Genomic DNA, 18,717 nt, shown 5'->3' on the forward strand with positions numbered 1-18,717 from the left:
CAAACCATTTTGCGAAAATTCCTTGACACTACCAGAGCGAGGAAGGGCAACGGGAGTTTGCAGAGTGGAAGGCTCGGCGGGACGCCAACGCAACAGAACAGGCATAACACATAAGGCGGGAACATCGGCAACGATGCACCCGCCTTATACCATAGTTTATTTCTGGGCGTTACTATAAAATTCATAAAATTATCCCTTTTGTGCTTTTATATTACCACAAAATCAGGGAAATTTCAAGTCTTGAGCTTTTTCTATCAAGGATGTATTAAGTATACAGGAGGTGTTTTTAATGGAGCAAAAAAGCTTAACCGCACTGATAAGCGCATTCTCAAGGGCGTATCATGCGCTAAACAATGAGGTTACAATTTTTAATGACAGCTTGGCAAGAGATTTACTGACTGATGAAGAATTTAATCAAATAGCAAAGAATATGTCGAATGGAATAGGATTTTTCAATCCATCATTTGTTGGAGAACCAGAACAGGCATTAAGATGGGTTGTTGATAATCAACTATCTCCCTCGCCACTTGGCAGGGCGGCTTTTGCCGAAAAATCTCTTGAGTGGGCTGTTCGCACGGGAACAGAACAGTATTTAATTTGGGGAGCCGGATATGACACTTTTGCGTATCGGCAACCATTATGGGCAAAGGCATTGCAAATTTTTGAGGTAGACCATCCGGCTACCGCAAGAGATAAACAAGAGCGGCTGAAAAGTGCCGGAATTGTAATTCCCGACAATGTTCACTACATTGAAGCAGACTTCACAAAAGGAACATGGAAGAAAGAAATGCAAAATCACAACTCGTTTAATAGTGATAAAATAAGTTACTGTTCCATTCTTGGTGTCGCCTATTATCTCTCAAAGGAATCCTTCGAATCGGTAATTTCTTCTATAAGTAGTATTGTGGCGAAAGGCAGTTCCATTATATTTGATTATCCAGATGAAAACAGCTATACTGAAAAAGCCGGAGAACGAACAAAAAAGCAATTCATGCTGGCGGGTGTTGCAAACGAAAAAATGTTGGCATGTTATTCCTACTCTGATATCGAACAATTGCTTTCAGCACATGAATTTTTGATATATGAGCACTTGGAGCCCCAGGGAATAACAGAGCAATACTTTGCGCTCTATAATGAGGCCAATCCTAAAAATCAAATGAGTGCTTTTGACAATACGAATTATTGCCTTGCAGTGAAACAATAAGCATAATTTTCAATTGCAAATCTTTGATTTGTCTGACAGACACAAAATATCAGAAAAGATCTAAAAAAACAAGGGCGGGGTGATAGTCCCGCCCTTGTCCATCAAAGCACATATTCAATAGAAATGATAAATCCGAACACATTACCCACTTGGATAATGTAGTTCGGATTATCATTGTTTGGTCCGAGTGACTGGATTCGAACCAGCGGCCTCTTGAACCCCATTCAAGCGCGATACCAAACTTCGCCACACCCGGAAGTCGCCGCCCTCATCGGACGGCTTGATTATATTACCACATCCTGCGAAAAGATGCAAGTGTTTTTTTCAATTTTTCTCGATTTTTTTCGAAAACCTTTTTAGACCCAGCTATCCTCCAGCTCGTGCTTCCGGGCGCGGGTCATCAACTCCTTAATCACGGCCCTGGTATCCCGTCCGCCGTATAATACCTGATAGGCCGCCTCTGTGATGGGCATCTCAACCCCCGCCTTCTGAGCCAGGGCGCGGGCGGTGGCAGCCGCATAGTAGCCCTCTACCACAGCGCCAATCTCCTTTACCGCCTCAGCGGCAGGGGTGCCTTGGCCGATCAGAATGCCACATCGGCGGTTTCTGGAGTGCATGGAGGTACAGGTGACGATCAGGTCACCCACGCCGGACAGGCCCGCAAAGGTCTCTCTGCGGCCGCCGAGGGCTACACCCAGGCGGGCGATCTCCGTCAGGCCGCGGGTCATCAGGGCGGCCTTGGTATTGTCGCCGAAGCCCATGCCGTCACAGATCCCGGCACAGAGGGCGATGACGTTTTTCAACGCAGCGCCCAGTTCCACACCCACTACGTCGTCGGAGGCGTAAACACGGAAGCGCTCATTCATAAAGAGATCCTGCACCAGCTCCGCTGCCGCCTTGTCTCGAGAGGCGGACACCACCACAGTGGGGACGCCACGGCCCACCTCCTCGGCGTGGGAAGGGCCGGAGAGGGCCACGATGGGATGCCCCTCCCCCACTTCCTGAGCAATGGCATCGGTCAGGGTCAGAGAGGTATCTTTCTCGATGCCCTTGGACACCGACACCAGCACCGCAGAGGGCTCCAACAGGGACGCCACAGCACGGGCGGTAGTACGCACCGCAAAGGACGGCGTAGCAAGCACAACCACCTTACAGTTCTTCACGCACTCCCGGTCAGAGGTCAACGCCAGTCCATCCGGCAGGGGCACCCCCTTCAGCATGGGGTTTTCCCGCTTCTCCCGCAGGATAGCGGACTCCTCCTCCCTATAGGACCACAGGGTGACCTCATGTCCGTTCTCCAGCAGAACCATGGCCAGGGCTGTCCCCCAACCGCCGCTGCCCATCACTGCGATCTTCATGCTTTCGGCGCCCCCTCATCTTTTTTATGGTGCAGGCTGAACTTGGATTCCGTTCCGTTCAGAATACGCTTCAGGTTGCCCCGGTGCTTCCAGACGATCAGGCCGCCCAGCAGAATGGCCAGCGCCAGCAGCACCACGTCATGGTACACAAACCAAGTGGCAAAGGGGAAGGATGCCCCGGCCCAGATGGAGCCCAGGGAGACCCATTTGGTGAGCGCGGCCAGGATCAGGAATCCCCCCCACACCACCAGCGCCACCCGCCAATCAATCATGATAGCGATGGTGCCGCCGGAGAGGATCCCCTTGCCCCCCTTAAAGTGGAACATACAGGGGAACATGTGCCCCAGAAGGCAGAAAGCTCCCGCCCAGTACTTACCAAGCGCCACTACCAGAAGCTCATCCGCCACCAAATACTTTGCCGCCAGGATGCCAGCCCATACAGCCACGACTGCTTTGAGCACATCGGTCAGGATGACCACAAAGGTCAGCGGCCCGCCGAAGGTGCGGTAGAAGTTGGTCAGCCCGGCATTGCCGCTGCCATGGGTACGCACATCGTCCCGCAGGATATACTTGGAGACGATGACCGCCCCGTTGAAGCAGCCGCAGAAGTAGGCGATCACTGCGATCAGCAGGGCCGGAAGCAACAGGGCCGCCCCCAGCTCACTCAGTGCGGCGGGAAGGTTAGGCTGTATTCCCGTGGGAACTGTTGTAGGATCTGCCATGACTATCCCTCCTTGTCGCTCTTCTGCCGAATGGTCAGCCGGACTGGCGTGCCCTCCAGGCCAAAGGTGGAGCGGATCTGGTTCTCCAGATAGCGCTGGTAGGAGAAGTGGAACAGCTTGGCGTCGTTGCAGAAGCAAACAAAGTGGGGGGGCTTGATACCGATCTGGGTCATATAGTAGATCTTCAGACGGCGTCCCTTGTCGGTGGGGGGCTGCACGCGGGCGGTGGCGTCAGCCAGCACGGTGTTGAGCATGCCGGTGGTAATGCGCAGGGATGCCTGGTCATTGACATAGTTGATGAGGTCAAAGAGACGGTCCACCCGCTGTCCGGTGAGGGCGGAAATGAAGACAATGGGGGCGTAGGTCATATAGGACAGGTCCCTGCGGATGTCCTGGCACATGTGGTCCATAGTCTTGTCATCCTTCTCAATGGCGTCCCATTTGTTGACCACGATGATACATGCCTTGCCCGCCTCGTGGGCCAGACCGGCCACCTTGGTATCCTGCTCGGTGACTCCCTCGTTGGCGTCCACCAGGATCAGGCACACGTCGGCCCGCTCAATGGCCATGGTGGCCCGCAGGACGGAAAACTTCTCGATGCGGTCGTCCACCTTGGACTTCTTGCGCATACCGGCGGTGTCGATGAACAGGTACTTGCCCTTCTGGTTCTCAAAATAGCTGTCCACCGCGTCCCGGGTGGTGCCCGCCATGTCGCTGACAATCACCCGCTGCTCCCCCAGGATGCGGTTTACCAGGGAGGACTTGCCCACGTTGGGCTTGCCGATGATCGCCACCTTGATGACATCGTCCTCCTCTTCCTCCCCGTCCTCAGGGGGGAAATACTCCATACAGGCATCCAGCAGATCCCCGGTGCCATGGCCGTGGACGGCGGAGACCGCGATGGGATCCCCCAGTCCCAGGTTATAGAACTCATAAATGTCTGGGTTGGTGATCCCCACCTGGTCCATCTTGTTGACCGCCAGCACCACCGGCTTCTGAGAGCGCAGCAGCATGTTGGCCACCTCTTGGTCGGAGGCGGTGAGGCCGGTCTTGATGTCGCAGACAAAGAGGATCACCGTGGCGTGCTGGATGGCGATCTCCGCCTGCTGGCGCATAAAGGCCAGAATCTGGCTGTCGGCGGAGGGCTCGATGCCGCCGGTGTCCACCAGGTCGAACTTCCGGTTTCTCCACTCCGCCTCGGCGTACAGCCGGTCGCGGGTGACGCCGGGGGTATCCTCCACGATGGACAACCGCTGGCCCACCAATTTATTAAACAGCATGGACTTGCCCACGTTGGGCCGGCCCACGATTGCAATCAAAGGCTTCATAATAGCACCCTCACTCTCTCTGTCACGGGTTGTAGCGATAATAGTCGTCCTCCGGCGGCAGGGCATAGGCGGGCGCCTCCACCGGCAGCCCCAGAATGGCGTCCACCAGGTCAAAGCCGCTGTCAGCCGGAAGGGCCGTCACCGGCACCCCCAGGGCCTCCTCCACCTGCTCCACAGTGACGTCGTCCAGGAAGATCCGTTCCCCCGCCCGGAGCATGCTGTCCGGGATGAGCAGCCGCTCGCCCAGCGCCCTCCCCTTGAGCTGCTCTATCAGATCCCGTCCGGTAATCAGACCAGAGACCGTGATGGTCTCCCCGAAAAAGCAGTTGAGCACCGGATAGACGTTTCCTATTATATTACCACATTTTTCCCGGCACATGTCAACGATTTTCTGCAAGAAGGGGGCGGCAGACACACCGGTGGCAATGGCAAACGGGGGCGGGGCCTCCTCCAGCTCCATGTCCTCCAAGGCCATGGCCGCCTGACTGGTGAGCAGGCGGAGCATCCCCACGCCGTTTTCCAGCTGGGCCATGTCTTCATAGTATCCCTTTTCTGGCAGAGGACGGCCGGCCAGCAGGTAGAACTCGTCGGAACACCACGCCAGGTGTGTGCTGTGCTTTTTCAGGAAAGAAGCGGCAAATGCCTCCACCTGATCCAGCACCGCCGCGGCCTGGGCCGGAGTGTACGGGTCGATCCGACACAGGCCCTCCCGGAATCGGGTCACCCCCACCGGCACTACCGCCACGCTGCCCACCGCCGGGTGGAGTGCCCCCAGCTCCCGCAGGGTGCGGTCCAGGGCGGGGCCGTCGTTGACGCCGGGGCAGGCCACGATCTGGCAGTTCATGGTGATGCCCGCCGCAGCAAATCGCTCCATGATGGCCAGACACTCCCCCGCCCGCCGGTGCTTGAGCATGGCCTCCCGCAGGGCCGGATCAGTGGCATGAACCGAGATGTTGATGGGGCTGATGCGCAGCTCTGCGATGCGCGCAATCTCCCGCTCCGACAGGTTGGTCAGGGTGATATAGTTCCCCATCAGGAAGGACAGGCGGGCATCGTCATCCTTGAAATAGAGGGTCTCCCGCATACCGGGGGGCATCTGATCCACAAAGCAGAAGATACACCGGTTCGCGCAGGAGCGGGCCTTGTCCATCAGATAGGTCTCAAAATTGAGGCCCAGCTCCTCCCCCTCCGCCTTGCGTACCCGCAGGGTGCGGCTGCGGCCGTCCTCTCCTACCAGGGTCAGCTCCAGCCGGGGGTCGTAAGCAAAAAATTTATAGTCCAGCACATCCACAATGGGGCGTCCGTTGATGTGGGTCAGCGTCTCACCCGGCCGGACACCCGCCCTCTGGGCCGGACTGTGGGCGTCCACGGATTTGATTTTCGTCAGGCTCATACGTTTTGGGCTCCTCAAAAAAATAAAGTGACAGAGGGTGGCTCTGCGGCCGCCCGCCCCTTTCTTTTCGTAGGGGCCGATGTCCTCATCGGCCCGGCGGGCGGGTGTGGGCACCCGCCCCTACGTCTTATTGCAAGGGCGGCCCTTGTGGTCTGCTGCGATTCTCCGGGGCCGCCGCCCGGCCATACGGCGCGGTGCGCTCCCCCACTTCCGGGGCCCCCGCCGAAGCCCAGCGGCGACGGCCGCGGGTTCGGTGGGGAAAGGAGCCGCAGCGGAAGGAGTGAGCTTTGCCGCCTGCGGCGAAGCGAAGGATCTGGAGCTTGCGGCCACGCTGTCACGCTGCGCGCCCTCCGCGACGGGCAACTGCTCACTGCTCCGCCGAAAATACCGCTGGACTGCGTCCAGCCTGTTTTTCGGTCTGCGCAGTTCTCTGTTGCCCTGCTCCCGGGCGCTCCACGCTTCTATTCTACCCCATTTCCGGGCAAAAAGAAAGAGGGGTGATTCCCCTCGTTCTTTTCGGGCTATTTACTTCGCCTCGGCGGTAGCCTCCACCTTGCCGAACTCATGGCCGTTGTAGCTCATGCAGCTCTTGCACATCCGGTGGGGCAGACGGAACGCACCGCACTTGGGGCAGGTGGTAACGCCGGGAGTCTCCAGCTTCCACACGGAGCTACGGCGCTTGTTCCGGCGCTGCTTGGACACTTTACTCTTAGGGACTGCCATCTATGACACCTCCTTAGGTTCATGCCCTGGCCGGGCAAAACTTACTCAGACTCTTTATCCAACAGCTGCGCGAGGGCAGCAAAACGTGGATCAATTTCAGGCTTGCAGCCGCAGGGTCCCTCGTTGAGATCCGCGCCGCAAGTGGCGCACAGCCCCTTGCAATCCTCGGAGCACACATGCTTGGAGTCCATGGCCAGCACCAAAGCGGTGGTAAAGACCTCATCCAGATCCACCGTACCGTTATCCAGAAGCAGGATCTCGTCGTTTTCCTCGTCCTCCAGAGTCTCGGCCAGCAGGCTGTCCACCGGAACGCGCATATCCCGGCAGAAGGGCTTGAGGCAACGGTCGCACACCAGCTCCAGCGTAGTCTCCGCCGTCCCCTCCAGAACGAGGGCATCCGCCTGATTTCGCACTGTACCAGACACCTGTACCGGGCCGGCAAACGGATGCTCTCCATAGAAGTCCAGGCCGGACAGATCCAACGCAAACGAGAAGGGGAGCGAAGCCCCGGGAACATGAAGAATAGAACGGAGATCCAGTCGCATGGTACACCTCACACAATGGCACAGCAGACATTATAACGAAACCCGCGGCCAATGTCAAATATTTTTTTCGTGGAAACCCACATTTTTTCAAAGTCCGGCAGGCTGTACTACTTTACGGCGGATTTCCTTCTTATGATACCACAGCTTGACCGTGCTGCGCAAGCCCTTTCCCCTCTTTCCCCGGTTGTGCGCTTATGTTATAATGGATGCAAATGAATTGTGAGGCAGACTATGAAAGAATTCACCATCGGAAAAAACGACGCCGGACAGCGGCTGGACCGCTGGCTGGCCAAGACCCTCCCCCTCCTCCCCGTGCCGCTGGCCCAGAAGTACATCCGCCTCAAGCGGGTGAAGGTCAATGGGAAGGGCTCCCAGCGGGATGTGCGGCTCCAGTTGGGGGACATACTCCAGTTATACATCAACGACGAGTTCTTCGAGCAGCCCAGGGAGGAGAACGCCTTTCTGAGCGTCTTCAAGCCCCACCTGGACATCGTCTATGAGGATGAAAACCTGATGCTGCTCAACAAACGGCCTGGCCTGCTGTGCCACGCGGACGAGCACGAAAAGGTGAACACCCTCATCACCCACATTCAGGCCTACCTCTACCAAAAGAAGGAGTGGAATCCCCGGGACGAGCACTCCTTTACTCCGGCCCTGTGCAACCGCATCGACCGCAACACCGGCGGCATCGTCATGGCCGCCAAGAACGCCGAGACCCTGCGCATCCTTAACCAGAAGATCAGGGACCGGGAGATCGCCAAGTTCTACTTGGCCATTGTCCACGGCCGCATGAAGCCATCCCAGGGGAAGCTGGAGGGCTTTCTACTCAAGGATGAGGACCAGGCCCAGGTGAAGGTCTTCTCCCGCCCCGTCCCCGGCGGCAAGAGCGCCGCCACCTTATATAAGACTCTGCGGACGGCGGGCGGACTGTCCCTGGTAGAGTGCGAGCTGCTCACCGGCCGCACCCACCAGATCCGCGCCCAGTTCGCCGCCGCCGGCCATCCCCTGCTGGGGGACGGCAAGTATGGCCGGGAGCGGGACAACAAGAAGTACGGCCGTTCCTTCCAGGCCCTCTATTCCTATAAGCTGGCCTTTACCTTCCCCACCGACGCCGGGCTGCTGGAGTACCTGCGGGGCCGCGTGTTCACCGTGGAGCAGGTGGATTTCGTGGCGGAATACTTTCCCACCGGGGAGCGGGTATAAAATCCCTGAAAATATTTCGTTTTATTATTGACATTTTTCGCAAGAACATATATGATTTGTTTCGTCATTAGGGCGTACCCAACCGCCGGTTTGGGTGCGCCCTTTACTACCTTTTAGAAATGGGGGAGGATACATGTCCAAGGAACTGATCCGCCTGTCGGATTGCTTCATGAAATTTGACGACGACGTCATTCTGGACCATATCAACCTTTATATCAACGACAAGGAATTCCTCACGCTGCTCGGTCCCTCCGGGTGCGGCAAAACCACGACGCTCCGTATCATCGGCGGCTTTCAGAAGCCGACCTCCGGCGACGTGTTTTTTGACGGCGTGAGGATTAATGACGTTCCTCCTCATAAGAGGAAGGTCAATACCGTCTTTCAAAAGTATGCCCTGTTCACCCACATGAACATCTTTGAAAACGTGGCCTTCGGTCTGCGCATCAGCAAAGTGCCCGAGGCGGAGCTGCGGGAGCGGGTGGAAGAGGCCCTGGCCCTGGTCAACCTGGCCGGGTACGGCAAGCGTTCGGTCAATTCCCTCTCCGGCGGCCAGCAGCAGCGGGTTGCCATCGCCCGTGCCATTGTCAACCGCCCCCAGGTACTCCTGCTGGACGAACCGCTGGGTGCGCTGGATCTCAAGCTGCGCAAGGATATGCAGATCGAACTCAAGCGCATCCAGCAGCAGGTAGGCATCACCTTTGTCTATGTCACCCACGACCAGGAGGAGGCCCTCACCATGAGCGACACGGTCGTGGTCATGAATGAAGGGCGTATCCAGCAGATCGGTACCCCCCAGGATATCTATAACGAGCCCAAAAACGCCTTTGTGGCTGACTTCATCGGCGAGTCCAACATCATCGACGGCATCATGCATGAGGACAGGGTGGTGGGGATGTACGGCAAGAAATTCCCCTGTCTGGACGGCGGTTTCCAGCCCAACGAGCCTGTGGATGTGGTCATCCGCCCGGAGGACATCGACATTGTCCCCGTGGAGCAGGGCCAGCTCACCGGCACTGTCACCGAGGTCACCTTCAAGGGGATGCATTACGACATCATCGTGGACTTCAAGGGCTTCAAGTGGCTCATCCAGACCACCGACTTCTCCCCAGTGGGGGCCAGGATTGGGGTGAAGATCGACCCCGACGGCTTCCACATCATGAAGAAGAGCCGCTACTCCGGTATGTTCGGCGACTACAGCTCCTACAGCTCAGAGTACGACGAGCTGAATGAGGGCCCGGAGGAGGGAATCGAGGATGAAGAGTAAGGGCATCGCCGTTCCCTATGTCATCTGGATGGCTATCTTTGTGGTGGCCCCCCTGCTGATCATCGTCTTTTACGCCTTCACGAGCCAGGCCGGCGGCTTCACGCTGGAGAACTTCTCTACCATGGCCCAGTATACCGGCGTGTTCGGGCGCTCCTTTTTACTGGCCATCATCGCCACCTTCATCTGTCTGCTCATCGGCTATCCCCTGTCCTACTGGCTGGCCCAGGAGAGTCCTGCGGTGCGCCGGGTGGCCATGATGCTCATCATGCTGCCCATGTGGATGAACTTCCTGCTGCGCACCTACTCCTGGATGTTCCTGCTGGAGAAGCGGGGGCTGATCAACAGCTTTCTGGGCCTGTTTGGTATCGGCCCCTTCCAGATGATCAACACCCAGGGGGCCATCGTGCTGGGCATGGTCTACAACTTCCTGCCTTTCATGATTCTGCCCATCCTCTCCGTTCTGGAGAAAATCGACCCCAAGGTGATCGAGGCCGCCCAGGATCTGGGCGCCAACTCCTTCACGGTCTTTCGCCGGGTGACCTTCCCCCTCTCCCTGCCCGGCGTGCTCTCCGGCGTGACCATGGTGTTCATTCCCTCGGTGTCCACCTTTGTCATCTCCCGTCTGCTGGGCGGCGGCAAGAGCCTGCTGCTGGGCGACCTCATTGAGATGCAGTTCATGGGGACCACCTATAACCCGTGGCTGGGTTCCGCCATCGCCCTGGTAATGATGGTCATCGTCCTGGTCTGCATGGCCATTATGAACCGCTTTGGCGAGGGAGAAGAGGGGGTGTCGTTCCTGTGAAACAGTCCCGGCGCATCGGCAGCCGCTTCTTTATGCTGCTGGTCTTTTTGTTCCTCTACCTGCCCATCTTCGTGCTCATCGTGTTCTCCTTCAACGCGTCCAAGAGCCGGTCGGTGTGGTCCGGCTTCACCCTGGATTGGTACAAGGAGCTGTTCCAGAACTCCATGATCCTGGACGCCCTGTGGGTCACACTGGCGGTTTCCATTCTGGCTGCAGTGATCTCCACCATCATTGGCACGGCAGCCGCCATCGGCTTCACCAACTTCCGCCGCCGCAGCCGCACGGTGGTCACCACCATCAACAACATCCCCCTGACCAACGCGGACATCATCACCGGCGTGTCCATGATGCTGTTCTTTGTACTGGCGGTCAACGTCTTTAACGGCACACTGGGAGCTGCCTTGGGCATCAAGTGGAACCTGGGCTTTGTCACCCTGCTCATCGCCCACCTGACCTTCGACATTCCCCACGTCATCCTCTGCGTCATGCCCAAGCTCCAGCAGCTTGACCCCAATATCTATGAGGCGGCCCAGGATCTGGGCGCTCCCGGCTTTCTGGCTTTCCGAAAGGTGATCCTGCCTGAGATCATGCCCGGCGTGATCAACGGCCTGCTCATCGCCTTCACTATGTCCATCGACGACTTCGTGATCAGCTACTTCACCGCCGGCTCCACCTTCTCCACCCTGTCCATGGTCATCTATTCCATGGCCAAGAAGCGGGTCAGCCCGGAGATCAACGCCCTGTCCACCCTGCTCTTCGTGGTGGTGGTCACCCTGCTGGTCATCGTCAATGTCCGCCAGACCCGGCAGGACAAGCGCCGCATGGTTCATGGGAACTGACGGATATCAAAGGCAGCCCGCCTTGATATAATATTATTTTTTGAAAGGGGCAAACGAAAGGAATTGAAAAAGCAAATTGCACTTGTACTGGCACTGGCAACCCTCAGCACGGCGGCCCTGAGCGGCTGTACCGGCGGATCGCCTTCCGGCACAGCCGAGACACCGGGCGGCGAGAGTTCCAGCGGCAACACCGGCACTGCCGGCGTGGTCAACGTCTACAACTGGGGCGAGTACATTGATATGTCCGTTCTGGAGGATTTCGAGGCGGAGACTGGTATCAAGGTCAATTATCAGACATTTGAGTCCAATGAGGCGCTCTACGGCAAGCTGGCCGGCGGCGCCGGCGGCTACGACGTCATCATCCCCTCAGACTATATGATCGGTCAGCTCATCGAGGAGGACATGCTGGAGCCGCTGAACTTTGACAATATTCCCAACTTTGCCGACATCGACCCCAATCTGAAAAACCCGGAGTACGACCCGGAGAACCTCTACTCCGTCCCCTACATGTGGGGCCTGCTGGGCGTGATCTATAACAGCGCCTACATTGACCCTGCGGAGAAGGATGTGGAAACCTGGGACATTCTGTGGGATGAGGAGCTCTCCGGCGACATTCTGATGTTCAACAACTCCCGCGACGCCATTGGCATTGCCCTCAAGAAGCTGGGCTACTCCTATAACACTGAGGATCCCGCCCAGGTCAAGGAGGCCACCAACCTTCTGGTAGAGCAGAAGCCCCTGGTGCAGTCCTACGTCATGGACGAGATTTTCGACAAGCTGGAGGGTGAAAACGCCCTCATCGGCGCCTACTATTACGGCGATTTTCTTACCATGCAGGAGAACAACCCTGACCTGGCCTTTGCCCTGCCACGGGAGGGCACCAATCTCTACGTGGATGCCATGTGCATCCCCAAGGGCGCGGAGAACAAGGAGAACGCCGAGAAGTTCATTAACTTCATGTGTTCCACTCAGGCCGGCCTCAAGAACTGTGAGGAGATCTGGTACTCCTCCCCTCTGCTGAGTGTCCGTGAGGAGCTGGACCCTGAGACCGCCAACGATCCCTATGCCTACCCTACCGACGACGTATATACCAAGACGGAGAGCTTTGCCTGTCTCTCCCCTGAAATCCGTGAGCTCTACAACAGCGAGTGGATCCGCCTGCTAAAGTAAAAGCACACTGCCCCGCCGGGTCTCCGGCGGGGCAGTCTATCTGTTAAAATAAGGTTTTAGACGGCCAAAGCGGGCCCGACCGTCAGGTCGGACCCGCTTTATACAGCGCTTGTCGTACGTCTCTTCTTAGTAATTGATGCTGCGGATCTCGAAATAGGCCTGGGGATGGGCACAGATGGGGCAGACCTCAGGAGCGGTTTTGCCGAAGTGGATGTGGCCGCAGTTGCGGCACTTCCAGACATACTCGTCACCGCGCTTAAAGACCACACCCTCCTCCAGGTTCTTCAAAAGGGTCAGGTAGCGCTCCTCATGCTCCTTCTCGATCTTGCCGACGCCGTCAAACAGGAAAGCCAGCTTCTCAAAGCCCTCCTCGCGGGCGGTTTCGGCCATCTCCTTATACATCTGGGTCCACTCTTCGTTCTCACCCGCCGCCGCAGCCTTCAGGTTGGCAGCGGTATCGCCGATGCCGCCCAGCTCCTTGAACCACAGCTTGGCATGCTCCTTCTCATTGCCGGCGGTCTCCTCAAAGATGGCCGCGATCTGCTCGAAGCCCTCTTTCTTGGCCTTGCTGGCAAAATAAGTATACTTATTGCGGGCCATGCTCTCTCCCGCAAACGCCTTCCACAGATTGGCCTCCGTCTTGCTTCCCTTCAGCTCCATAATGCTCAGCCTTCCTTTCTAAATCAGATTTTGAGTGAAATACGGGCCCTCTCAGCCCTCGCCCTTCCAGAAGCCGTGGAGGTTGCAGATCTCGTACGCCTCCACCTTCTCACTGCGGCAGAAGGTCTTCAGCTCAGGCTTTTCGCCGGGCTTGGGGAACTTCATGGTGACGGTGTCCCCATCCACCGCCGCGATCATGGAGATGTAGTGCTCGGGGAGCATGGGGTGCTCCACACTGCCCACCTTCACGCTGACGGAATAGCCGCTGCCATGGGCAATCTTTTCCACCGCAGGGACATGCTTCTCCATAGCACCATCGGTGGTGTTGGGGACGAACTCCTCCATTTTCTGGCCGCAGCACATGACAGGAACACCCTTGTCGACCACCTTGAAAATGACATTGCCGCAGTGGGCACAGCGATACAGCTTAAATTCCATTGGAACAACCTTCCTTTCTAATTTTGATGGTCACATCTTATCATATTTTAAGAAAAGATCAATGAAGTTGTTTGCACTTTGTGCAAATTCCGTGAAAAACCACCTCATGGCCCGTGACATCGTGCCCGCTGGCCAGCAGTGCCTGCCGGTCCAGCTCCGCATCGTAGGGAAGGTGCGGGTCGTAAACCGCCCCGCACTGGTCACAGCAGAAATGAGGGTGGGGCATTGTCTTTGCGTCATAGCGCTCCACCGGAAATGCCATCCGGCGGATTGCACCTTCATCTGCCAAAAGGTTTAGATTCCGGTAAACGGTTCCCAGGCTCAGGCTGGGATTGGCCGGCTTCAGCCACTGATAAATCATCTCCGCCGTGGGGTGCTGTTCTGTCTGCCGCAAAGCCTCATAGATCAATTCCCGCTGCCGGGAATAGCGCTTGCCGTTCATGAGCCACCTCTTTTCTCGGCACATTATAAACAGTAACTATTACTGTTATTATTATAATAGCAGATCTTTCTGGAAATTGCAACCCTTTTTTCTCTGACACTTCTTCCCGCGTGTAATCAGCGTGGAATAACGTATACTAGGTGCTGGGTGAATCCATCTGAACGAAATCCATTGGAAGGAACAGGAGGAACACACATGAAACGCACATGGACTCTGCTCGGCATCGGGCTCGCTCTGGCTCTGCCGCTGACCGCTTGTACCCGCGATAAAGCCCCTGATGTGACTCCGACTCCCTCGCCGGTTGTCACCTCCCAGCCCAGCACCATGCCGGAGAACACCCCCGCAGCCCCCAATACCACCACGCCCGCCCCGGAGGGTACCGAACACCCGAAGGACGGCGGCTCGGCCGCCCGTGACGCGGTCCGGGATGCCGGGGATGCCGCCAAGGACGTAACCCGCGGTGTGGGCGATGCAGCCCGCGACATCGTCGACGGCGTTGGCGACGCCGCCAAAGACATCGGCAACGGTGTAAAGCGAGCCACAAAATGACAAAAAGCGGTATGGTCTGAGACCATACCGCTTTTTGACTGCTTTTTTTAAGATTTGGTTCAGAGGATTGTAAGCCTTTGGTCGGTTGGAAGTCAGAAACGCCTGATATACTCCCTCTATAATAAAAGAACAGGCGAGAGCCCATTCTGACGGAGGTGTTCCCCCATGAAAAAAATCACATTGGCCGTCCTGTTCGGCGGCTCTTCCACCGAATATGAGATCTCCCTCCAGTCCGCCCACGCGGTACTCACACATCTGGACCGGGACAGGTACGAGCCCGTCCTCCTGGGCATCACACGGGATGGGCGCTGGCTGCTCTACCAGGGGCCGGTGGACGCCCTGCTGGACGACACTTGGCACACCGACGCCCGCCATACCGTCCCGGCGGTGATCTCCCCCGACCGCGGCGTCCACGGCCTGCTGCTCATCGCCCCCGCCGGGCCCTCCACCCGCTATCTGGACGCCGCCTTTCCGGTACTCCATGGCAAAAACGGGGAGGACGGCACGGTGCAGGGCCTGCTGGAGCTGGCAGGCATCCCCGTAGTGGGCTGCGGGGTGCTCGCCTCCGCCCTGTGCATGGACAAGGACGTGGCCCACCGCCTGGTCCGGGCCGCCGGTGTAGCGGTGCCCCCTTCCGCCCTCTTTCGCACCGGAGAAGGGCTGGACACCCTGCCGGAGCGCACTGCCAGCCTGACCTATCCCCTGTTTGTCAAGCCCGCACGGGCGGGTTCCTCCTTTGGCATCACCAAGGTGGAGGAGCCCGGCGTGTTGGCCGAAGCCGTCACCGCCGCCCTGGCCCACGACAGCAAGGTGGTCATTGAGGAGGCCGTGCCCGGCTTTGAGGTGGGCTGCGCCGTACTGGGCAATGAGGTTCTGACAGTGGGACATGTGGACGAGATCGAGCTCTCCGGCGGTTTTTTCAACTACACGGAGAAGTACGGCCTGATCACCTCCAGCATACACATGCCCGCCCGAATTTCCCAGGAGAAGGAAACAGAAATTCAGGCGACCGCCCAGTTGATCTACCGGGCGCTGGAGTGTTCCGGCTTTGCACGGGTGGATTTGTTTCTCACGCCGGACGGGCGCATTGTCTTTAACGAGGTAAACACCATCCCCGGTTTCACAGCTCACAGCCGCTACCCCAACATGATGCGGAGCATAGGCCTGGAGTTCGGCCCTCTGCTGGACCGTCTCATCGGACTGGCGGTGGACGCATGAAAGGTACGTTGTATCTGGTCAACCGCGCCCATCCCCTGCCGGAGGAGCCCGCCGCGGAGGACCTCGCCTCCGTCCGCTCCGGTCAAACCGAGGTACGTCTCCACCAGCGGGCCAAAGTGATGTTGGATCAGCTTCTCGCCGCAGTGGACGGCGCGGGCACCATCATTCCGGTCAGCGGCTACCGCCCTCAAACCGAGCAGCAGGCCATCTGGGACGACGCCCTGGCCGAGCACGGCAGTGCCTTCACCGAGACCTATGTGGCCCGCCCGGGGTGCAGCGAGCATCAGACCGGGCTGGCCATTGATCTGGGCGAGAATAGGCCGGAGGTGGACTTCCTCTGCCCCGCCTTCCCCGACTCCGGCCCCTGCGGGGCCCTGCGCCGCCGGGCCGCCGACTTCGGCTTTATCCTTCGCTACCCCAAGGGGAAGGAGGCTGTCACCGGCATCGGATACGAGCCGTGGCACTTCCGGTACGTGGGCTGGCCCCACGCCAAGCTGATGGAGGAGCGTCATCTGGTACTGGAGGAATATCTGGAGTGGCTTCACGACTTCCCGCTGGGAGGGGAGCCTCTTCGTTTCCGGGGGCTGGGGCGTCTGTTTGAGCTTTACTACCTGCCCGCCTGGGCGGCGGACACCCTGACCCTGCCCGCCGACGTCCCCTGCCAGCGCTGTGACACCAACGAGGGCGGCGTGGTGCTCACCCTGTGGAGGGATGCGGGATGAAAACCGAGTCGCTCGGCGGCTTTGACCGCTTCCGCGTCCCCGCCGCCCTGCTGGTCATCGCCATCCATACCGGCCCTCTTCTGTCCCTGAACGGGGAGGCCAACTACCTTTTGACCGACATTCTGGCCCGCATCGCCGTCCCCTTCTTCTTCGCGGTGTCCGGCTGGTTCCTGGTACCCCGCCTGCTCCGGGAGGGGCGGGCCGCCCTGATCCCCTTTGTCAAAAAGCTGCTGCTGCTTTACGGGGCCGCGGTCCTGCTCTACCTCCCCCTGAACCTCTACAACCACACCCTGGAGGAGAGCGGCTTCGCCCTGCTGCGAGATGTGCTCTTCAACGGCACCTTTTACCACCTGTGGTACTTCCCCGCCCTGGTGCTGGGGGCCTGCCTGGTGTACGGCCTTCTGCGCATCCTGGGGCCCCGCTGGGCGTGGCTTCCCGCCCTTCTGCTCTATGCCGCCGGGCTGCTGGGGGACAGCTATTTCGGCCTCACCGCCGCCCTGCCGCCCCTCCGGGCCGGGTACGAGGCCCTGTTCCTCCTCTTCGACTACACACGCAACGGCCTGTTCTTCCCCCCTGTCTTTCTGCTGCTGGGGGGCTGGCTGGCCCTGAGGCCTGCCCGCCGGAGCGCGGCTTGGTACGGGGCCGGACTGCTCCTCTCCCTGGCGCTGCTGACGGCGGAGGGCCTGCTGGTGCAGCGCCTTGCCCTGGCCCGCTTTGACGCCCTCTACCTCTCCCTCCCCCTGTGCGTCGGGTTCCTCCTGCGGTGGCTCCAGCGCCTGTCCCTCCCGTCCGCGCCCGCCCTCCGGGGCTGGGCGGCGGCGGTGTATGTCCTCCACCCCTGGTGCATCGTCCTCATCCGGGGCGGCGCCGGGGTGGTGGGCCTCACCGGCCTGCTGGTGGACAACTGTCTTGTACACTATCTGGCCGTGGTCCTGCTCTCCTCCCTTCTGGCCCTCCCCTTCGCCCGCATCCGCCCCGCCCCCTCCCCCCGGAGCCGGGCCTGGATCGAGCTGGACGCCGCCGCCCTGCGGCACAATCTGGCCGCCCTGGGCTCCCTTCTGCCGGCGGGGGCCAGCCTTATGCCGGTAATCAAGGCCAACGCCTACGGGCACGGGGACTTGGAGATCGCCCGGCTGTGCGCCGGGGCGGGCGCGGACGCCTTTGCCGTGGCCACCGCCGCCGAGGGTGTCCGCCTGCGGCGGGGCGGCGTCCGGGGGACGATCCTGGTGCTTGGCTATTCCGGGCCGGAGCTGGCCCCCCTGCTGGCCCGGTACCGCCTGACCCAGACGGTGGTGAGCACCGAACACGCCCGGGCGCTGGACGCATGCGGCCGGCGGCTGGCCGTCCACCTCAAGGTGGACACCGGCCTCCACCGTCTGGGCATCCCCTGGGACGACGCCCAGAGCCTGACCGCCCCCTACGGCTGTTCCCACCTGCGGGTGACCGGCGTATTCACCCACCTGGCCGACGCGGAGCGGCTGGACGAGGCCAGCCAAGCCCGTACCCGGGAGCAGCTCCGGCGCTTTCAGGCGGCGGTGGACGGCCTGCGCTCCGCTGGGTACGCCCCCGGAGCCGTCCACTTCCAGGGCAGCTATGGCCTACTCAACTACCCCGGCCTCCCCTGCGACTGCGCCCGCCCCGGTATCGCCCTGTACGGCGTCCTCAGCGCCCCCGGCGACGCCACCACGGCGGCCCTCCCCCTCCGCCCGGTGCTCTCCCTGCGGGCCAGAGTCTCCCAGCTTCACACCCTGGCCGCCGGGGAGGCGGCGGGCTACGACGGAGCCTACACCGCCCGGAGGCCCACCGTGCTGGCCACCCTGTCCATCGGCTACGCCGACGGCTGGCCCCGTACCCTCTCCAACGGGGCGGGCCGGGTGCTCCTCCACGGCCGAACGGCCCCCATAGTGGGACTTATCTGTATGGATCAGCTTCTGGTGGACGTGACGGATATGGATGGCGTCGCCCCCGGCGATACCGCCACTCTCATTGGCCGGGACGGGGACGCCGTCCTCACCGCCGGGGAGGCCGCCCAGGCGGCGGGCACCATCACCAACGAGCTGCTCTCCCGCCTCGGCCCCCGGCTGGAGCGGGTGGTGCTTCCCTAAAAAACGAGCCTCAGACGCAAGCGTCTGAGGCT

The 18,717-nt window shown here is 59.5% G+C and carries 19 protein-coding genes and 1 tRNA gene; 10 read left to right on the forward strand and 10 right to left on the reverse strand.

Features of this window, described 5'->3' with window-relative positions:
- Positions 1–289 precede the first annotated feature (289 nt).
- Positions 290–1,204 (forward strand): class I SAM-dependent methyltransferase, encoded by a 915-nt coding sequence (locus tag HMPREF0372_RS09365; protein ID WP_009256771.1) that lies wholly within the window; start codon positions 290–292, stop codon positions 1,202–1,204.
- A gap of 179 nt (positions 1,205–1,383) precedes the next feature.
- Here the strand turns inward: HMPREF0372_RS09365 and HMPREF0372_RS09370 are convergent.
- The 7 genes from HMPREF0372_RS09370 to HMPREF0372_RS09400 form a co-directional block, all read right to left on the reverse strand.
- Positions 1,384–1,460: transfer RNA gene (locus tag HMPREF0372_RS09370), tRNA-Pro, on the reverse strand.
- Positions 1,461–1,560: 100 nt separating this feature from the next.
- A complete protein-coding gene (locus HMPREF0372_RS09375; RefSeq protein WP_007491413.1) occupies positions 1,561–2,562 on the reverse strand; it encodes an NAD(P)H-dependent glycerol-3-phosphate dehydrogenase in 1,002 nt (333 codons plus the stop codon).
- On the reverse strand, positions 2,559–3,284 hold the full coding sequence (locus tag HMPREF0372_RS09380; protein WP_007491415.1) for a glycerol-3-phosphate acyltransferase: 726 nt from the start codon (positions 3,282–3,284) through the stop codon (positions 2,559–2,561). Before HMPREF0372_RS09380 ends, HMPREF0372_RS09375 begins: the two co-directional genes overlap by 4 nt.
- 2 nt (positions 3,285–3,286) lie before the next feature.
- Positions 3,287–4,612, reverse strand: a complete 1,326-nt coding sequence (gene der, locus HMPREF0372_RS09385; protein WP_007491417.1) for a ribosome biogenesis GTPase Der — start codon at positions 4,610–4,612, stop codon at positions 3,287–3,289.
- A gap of 22 nt (positions 4,613–4,634) precedes the next feature.
- Positions 4,635–6,005, reverse strand: coding sequence for a DUF512 domain-containing protein (locus tag HMPREF0372_RS09390; RefSeq protein ID WP_007491419.1), 1,371 nt, complete (start codon positions 6,003–6,005; stop codon positions 4,635–4,637).
- A gap of 525 nt (positions 6,006–6,530) precedes the next feature.
- Entirely contained in the window at positions 6,531–6,728 is a 198-nt protein-coding gene (gene rpmF, locus HMPREF0372_RS09395) for a 50S ribosomal protein L32 (protein WP_007491422.1), read from the reverse strand.
- A 41-nt stretch (positions 6,729–6,769) separates the two neighbouring features.
- Complete coding sequence (locus HMPREF0372_RS09400) at positions 6,770–7,273, reverse strand: YceD family protein (protein WP_007491424.1); 504 nt, start codon at positions 7,271–7,273, stop codon at positions 6,770–6,772.
- A gap of 231 nt (positions 7,274–7,504) precedes the next feature.
- Here HMPREF0372_RS09400 and HMPREF0372_RS09405 point away from each other — a divergent pair, with 231 nt between their 5' ends.
- The 5 genes from HMPREF0372_RS09405 (at position 7,505) to HMPREF0372_RS09425 (ending at position 12,551) form a co-directional block, all read left to right on the forward strand.
- Complete coding sequence (locus tag HMPREF0372_RS09405) at positions 7,505–8,476, forward strand: RluA family pseudouridine synthase (protein WP_007491428.1); 972 nt, start codon at positions 7,505–7,507, stop codon at positions 8,474–8,476.
- A gap of 133 nt (positions 8,477–8,609) precedes the next feature.
- Positions 8,610–9,740, forward strand: coding sequence for an ABC transporter ATP-binding protein (locus HMPREF0372_RS09410; protein WP_007491430.1), 1,131 nt, complete (start codon positions 8,610–8,612; stop codon positions 9,738–9,740).
- Positions 9,730–10,542, forward strand: coding sequence for an ABC transporter permease (locus HMPREF0372_RS09415; RefSeq protein ID WP_007491432.1), 813 nt, complete (start codon positions 9,730–9,732; stop codon positions 10,540–10,542). The genes HMPREF0372_RS09410 and HMPREF0372_RS09415 overlap by 11 nt, the downstream gene beginning before the upstream one ends.
- A gap of 32 nt (positions 10,543–10,574) precedes the next feature.
- Positions 10,575–11,381 (forward strand): ABC transporter permease, encoded by an 807-nt coding sequence (locus HMPREF0372_RS09420; protein WP_044940607.1) that lies wholly within the window; start codon positions 10,575–10,577, stop codon positions 11,379–11,381.
- Positions 11,382–11,444: 63 nt separating this feature from the next.
- The gene (locus HMPREF0372_RS09425) at positions 11,445–12,551 is read left to right on the forward strand and encodes an ABC transporter substrate-binding protein (protein ID WP_007491435.1); all 1,107 of its coding nucleotides are present in this window, start codon (positions 11,445–11,447) and stop codon (positions 12,549–12,551) included.
- Between the two features lie 126 nt (positions 12,552–12,677).
- On the opposite strand, the gene rbr is transcribed toward HMPREF0372_RS09425, so the two are convergent.
- From rbr to HMPREF0372_RS09440, 3 genes are read right to left on the reverse strand one after another with little or no spacing between them, the layout of a single operon-like run.
- Positions 12,678–13,211, reverse strand: a complete 534-nt coding sequence (gene rbr / locus HMPREF0372_RS09430; RefSeq protein WP_007491437.1) for a rubrerythrin — start codon at positions 13,209–13,211, stop codon at positions 12,678–12,680.
- Between the two features lie 51 nt (positions 13,212–13,262).
- Positions 13,263–13,649 (reverse strand): desulfoferrodoxin family protein, encoded by a 387-nt coding sequence (locus HMPREF0372_RS09435; protein ID WP_007491439.1) that lies wholly within the window; start codon positions 13,647–13,649, stop codon positions 13,263–13,265.
- 58 nt (positions 13,650–13,707) lie between these two features.
- The gene (locus HMPREF0372_RS09440) at positions 13,708–14,091 is read right to left on the reverse strand and encodes a Fur family transcriptional regulator (protein ID WP_039997118.1); all 384 of its coding nucleotides are present in this window, start codon (positions 14,089–14,091) and stop codon (positions 13,708–13,710) included.
- A 195-nt stretch (positions 14,092–14,286) separates the two neighbouring features.
- On the opposite strand from HMPREF0372_RS09440, the gene HMPREF0372_RS09445 reads away from it, so the two are divergent.
- From HMPREF0372_RS09445 to vanT, 4 genes are all read left to right on the forward strand, one after another.
- Positions 14,287–14,640, forward strand: a complete 354-nt coding sequence (locus tag HMPREF0372_RS09445) for a hypothetical protein (RefSeq protein ID WP_007491445.1) — start codon at positions 14,287–14,289, stop codon at positions 14,638–14,640.
- A gap of 165 nt (positions 14,641–14,805) precedes the next feature.
- On the forward strand, positions 14,806–15,858 hold the full coding sequence (gene vanG, locus HMPREF0372_RS09450; protein ID WP_007491446.1) for a D-alanine--D-serine ligase VanG: 1,053 nt from the start codon (positions 14,806–14,808) through the stop codon (positions 15,856–15,858).
- Positions 15,855–16,580, forward strand: a complete 726-nt coding sequence (locus HMPREF0372_RS09455; protein ID WP_007491447.1) for a M15 family metallopeptidase — start codon at positions 15,855–15,857, stop codon at positions 16,578–16,580. The genes vanG and HMPREF0372_RS09455 overlap by 4 nt, the downstream gene beginning before the upstream one ends.
- On the forward strand, positions 16,577–18,685 hold the full coding sequence (gene vanT, locus HMPREF0372_RS09460) for a serine racemase VanT catalytic subunit (protein ID WP_007491448.1): 2,109 nt from the start codon (positions 16,577–16,579) through the stop codon (positions 18,683–18,685). The genes HMPREF0372_RS09455 and vanT overlap by 4 nt, the downstream gene beginning before the upstream one ends.
- The last annotated feature ends 32 nt before the right edge of the window (positions 18,686–18,717 follow it).

The organism is Flavonifractor plautii ATCC 29863 (assembly GCF_000239295.1).
Lineage (GTDB): Bacteria > Bacillota > Clostridia > Oscillospirales > Oscillospiraceae > Flavonifractor > Flavonifractor plautii.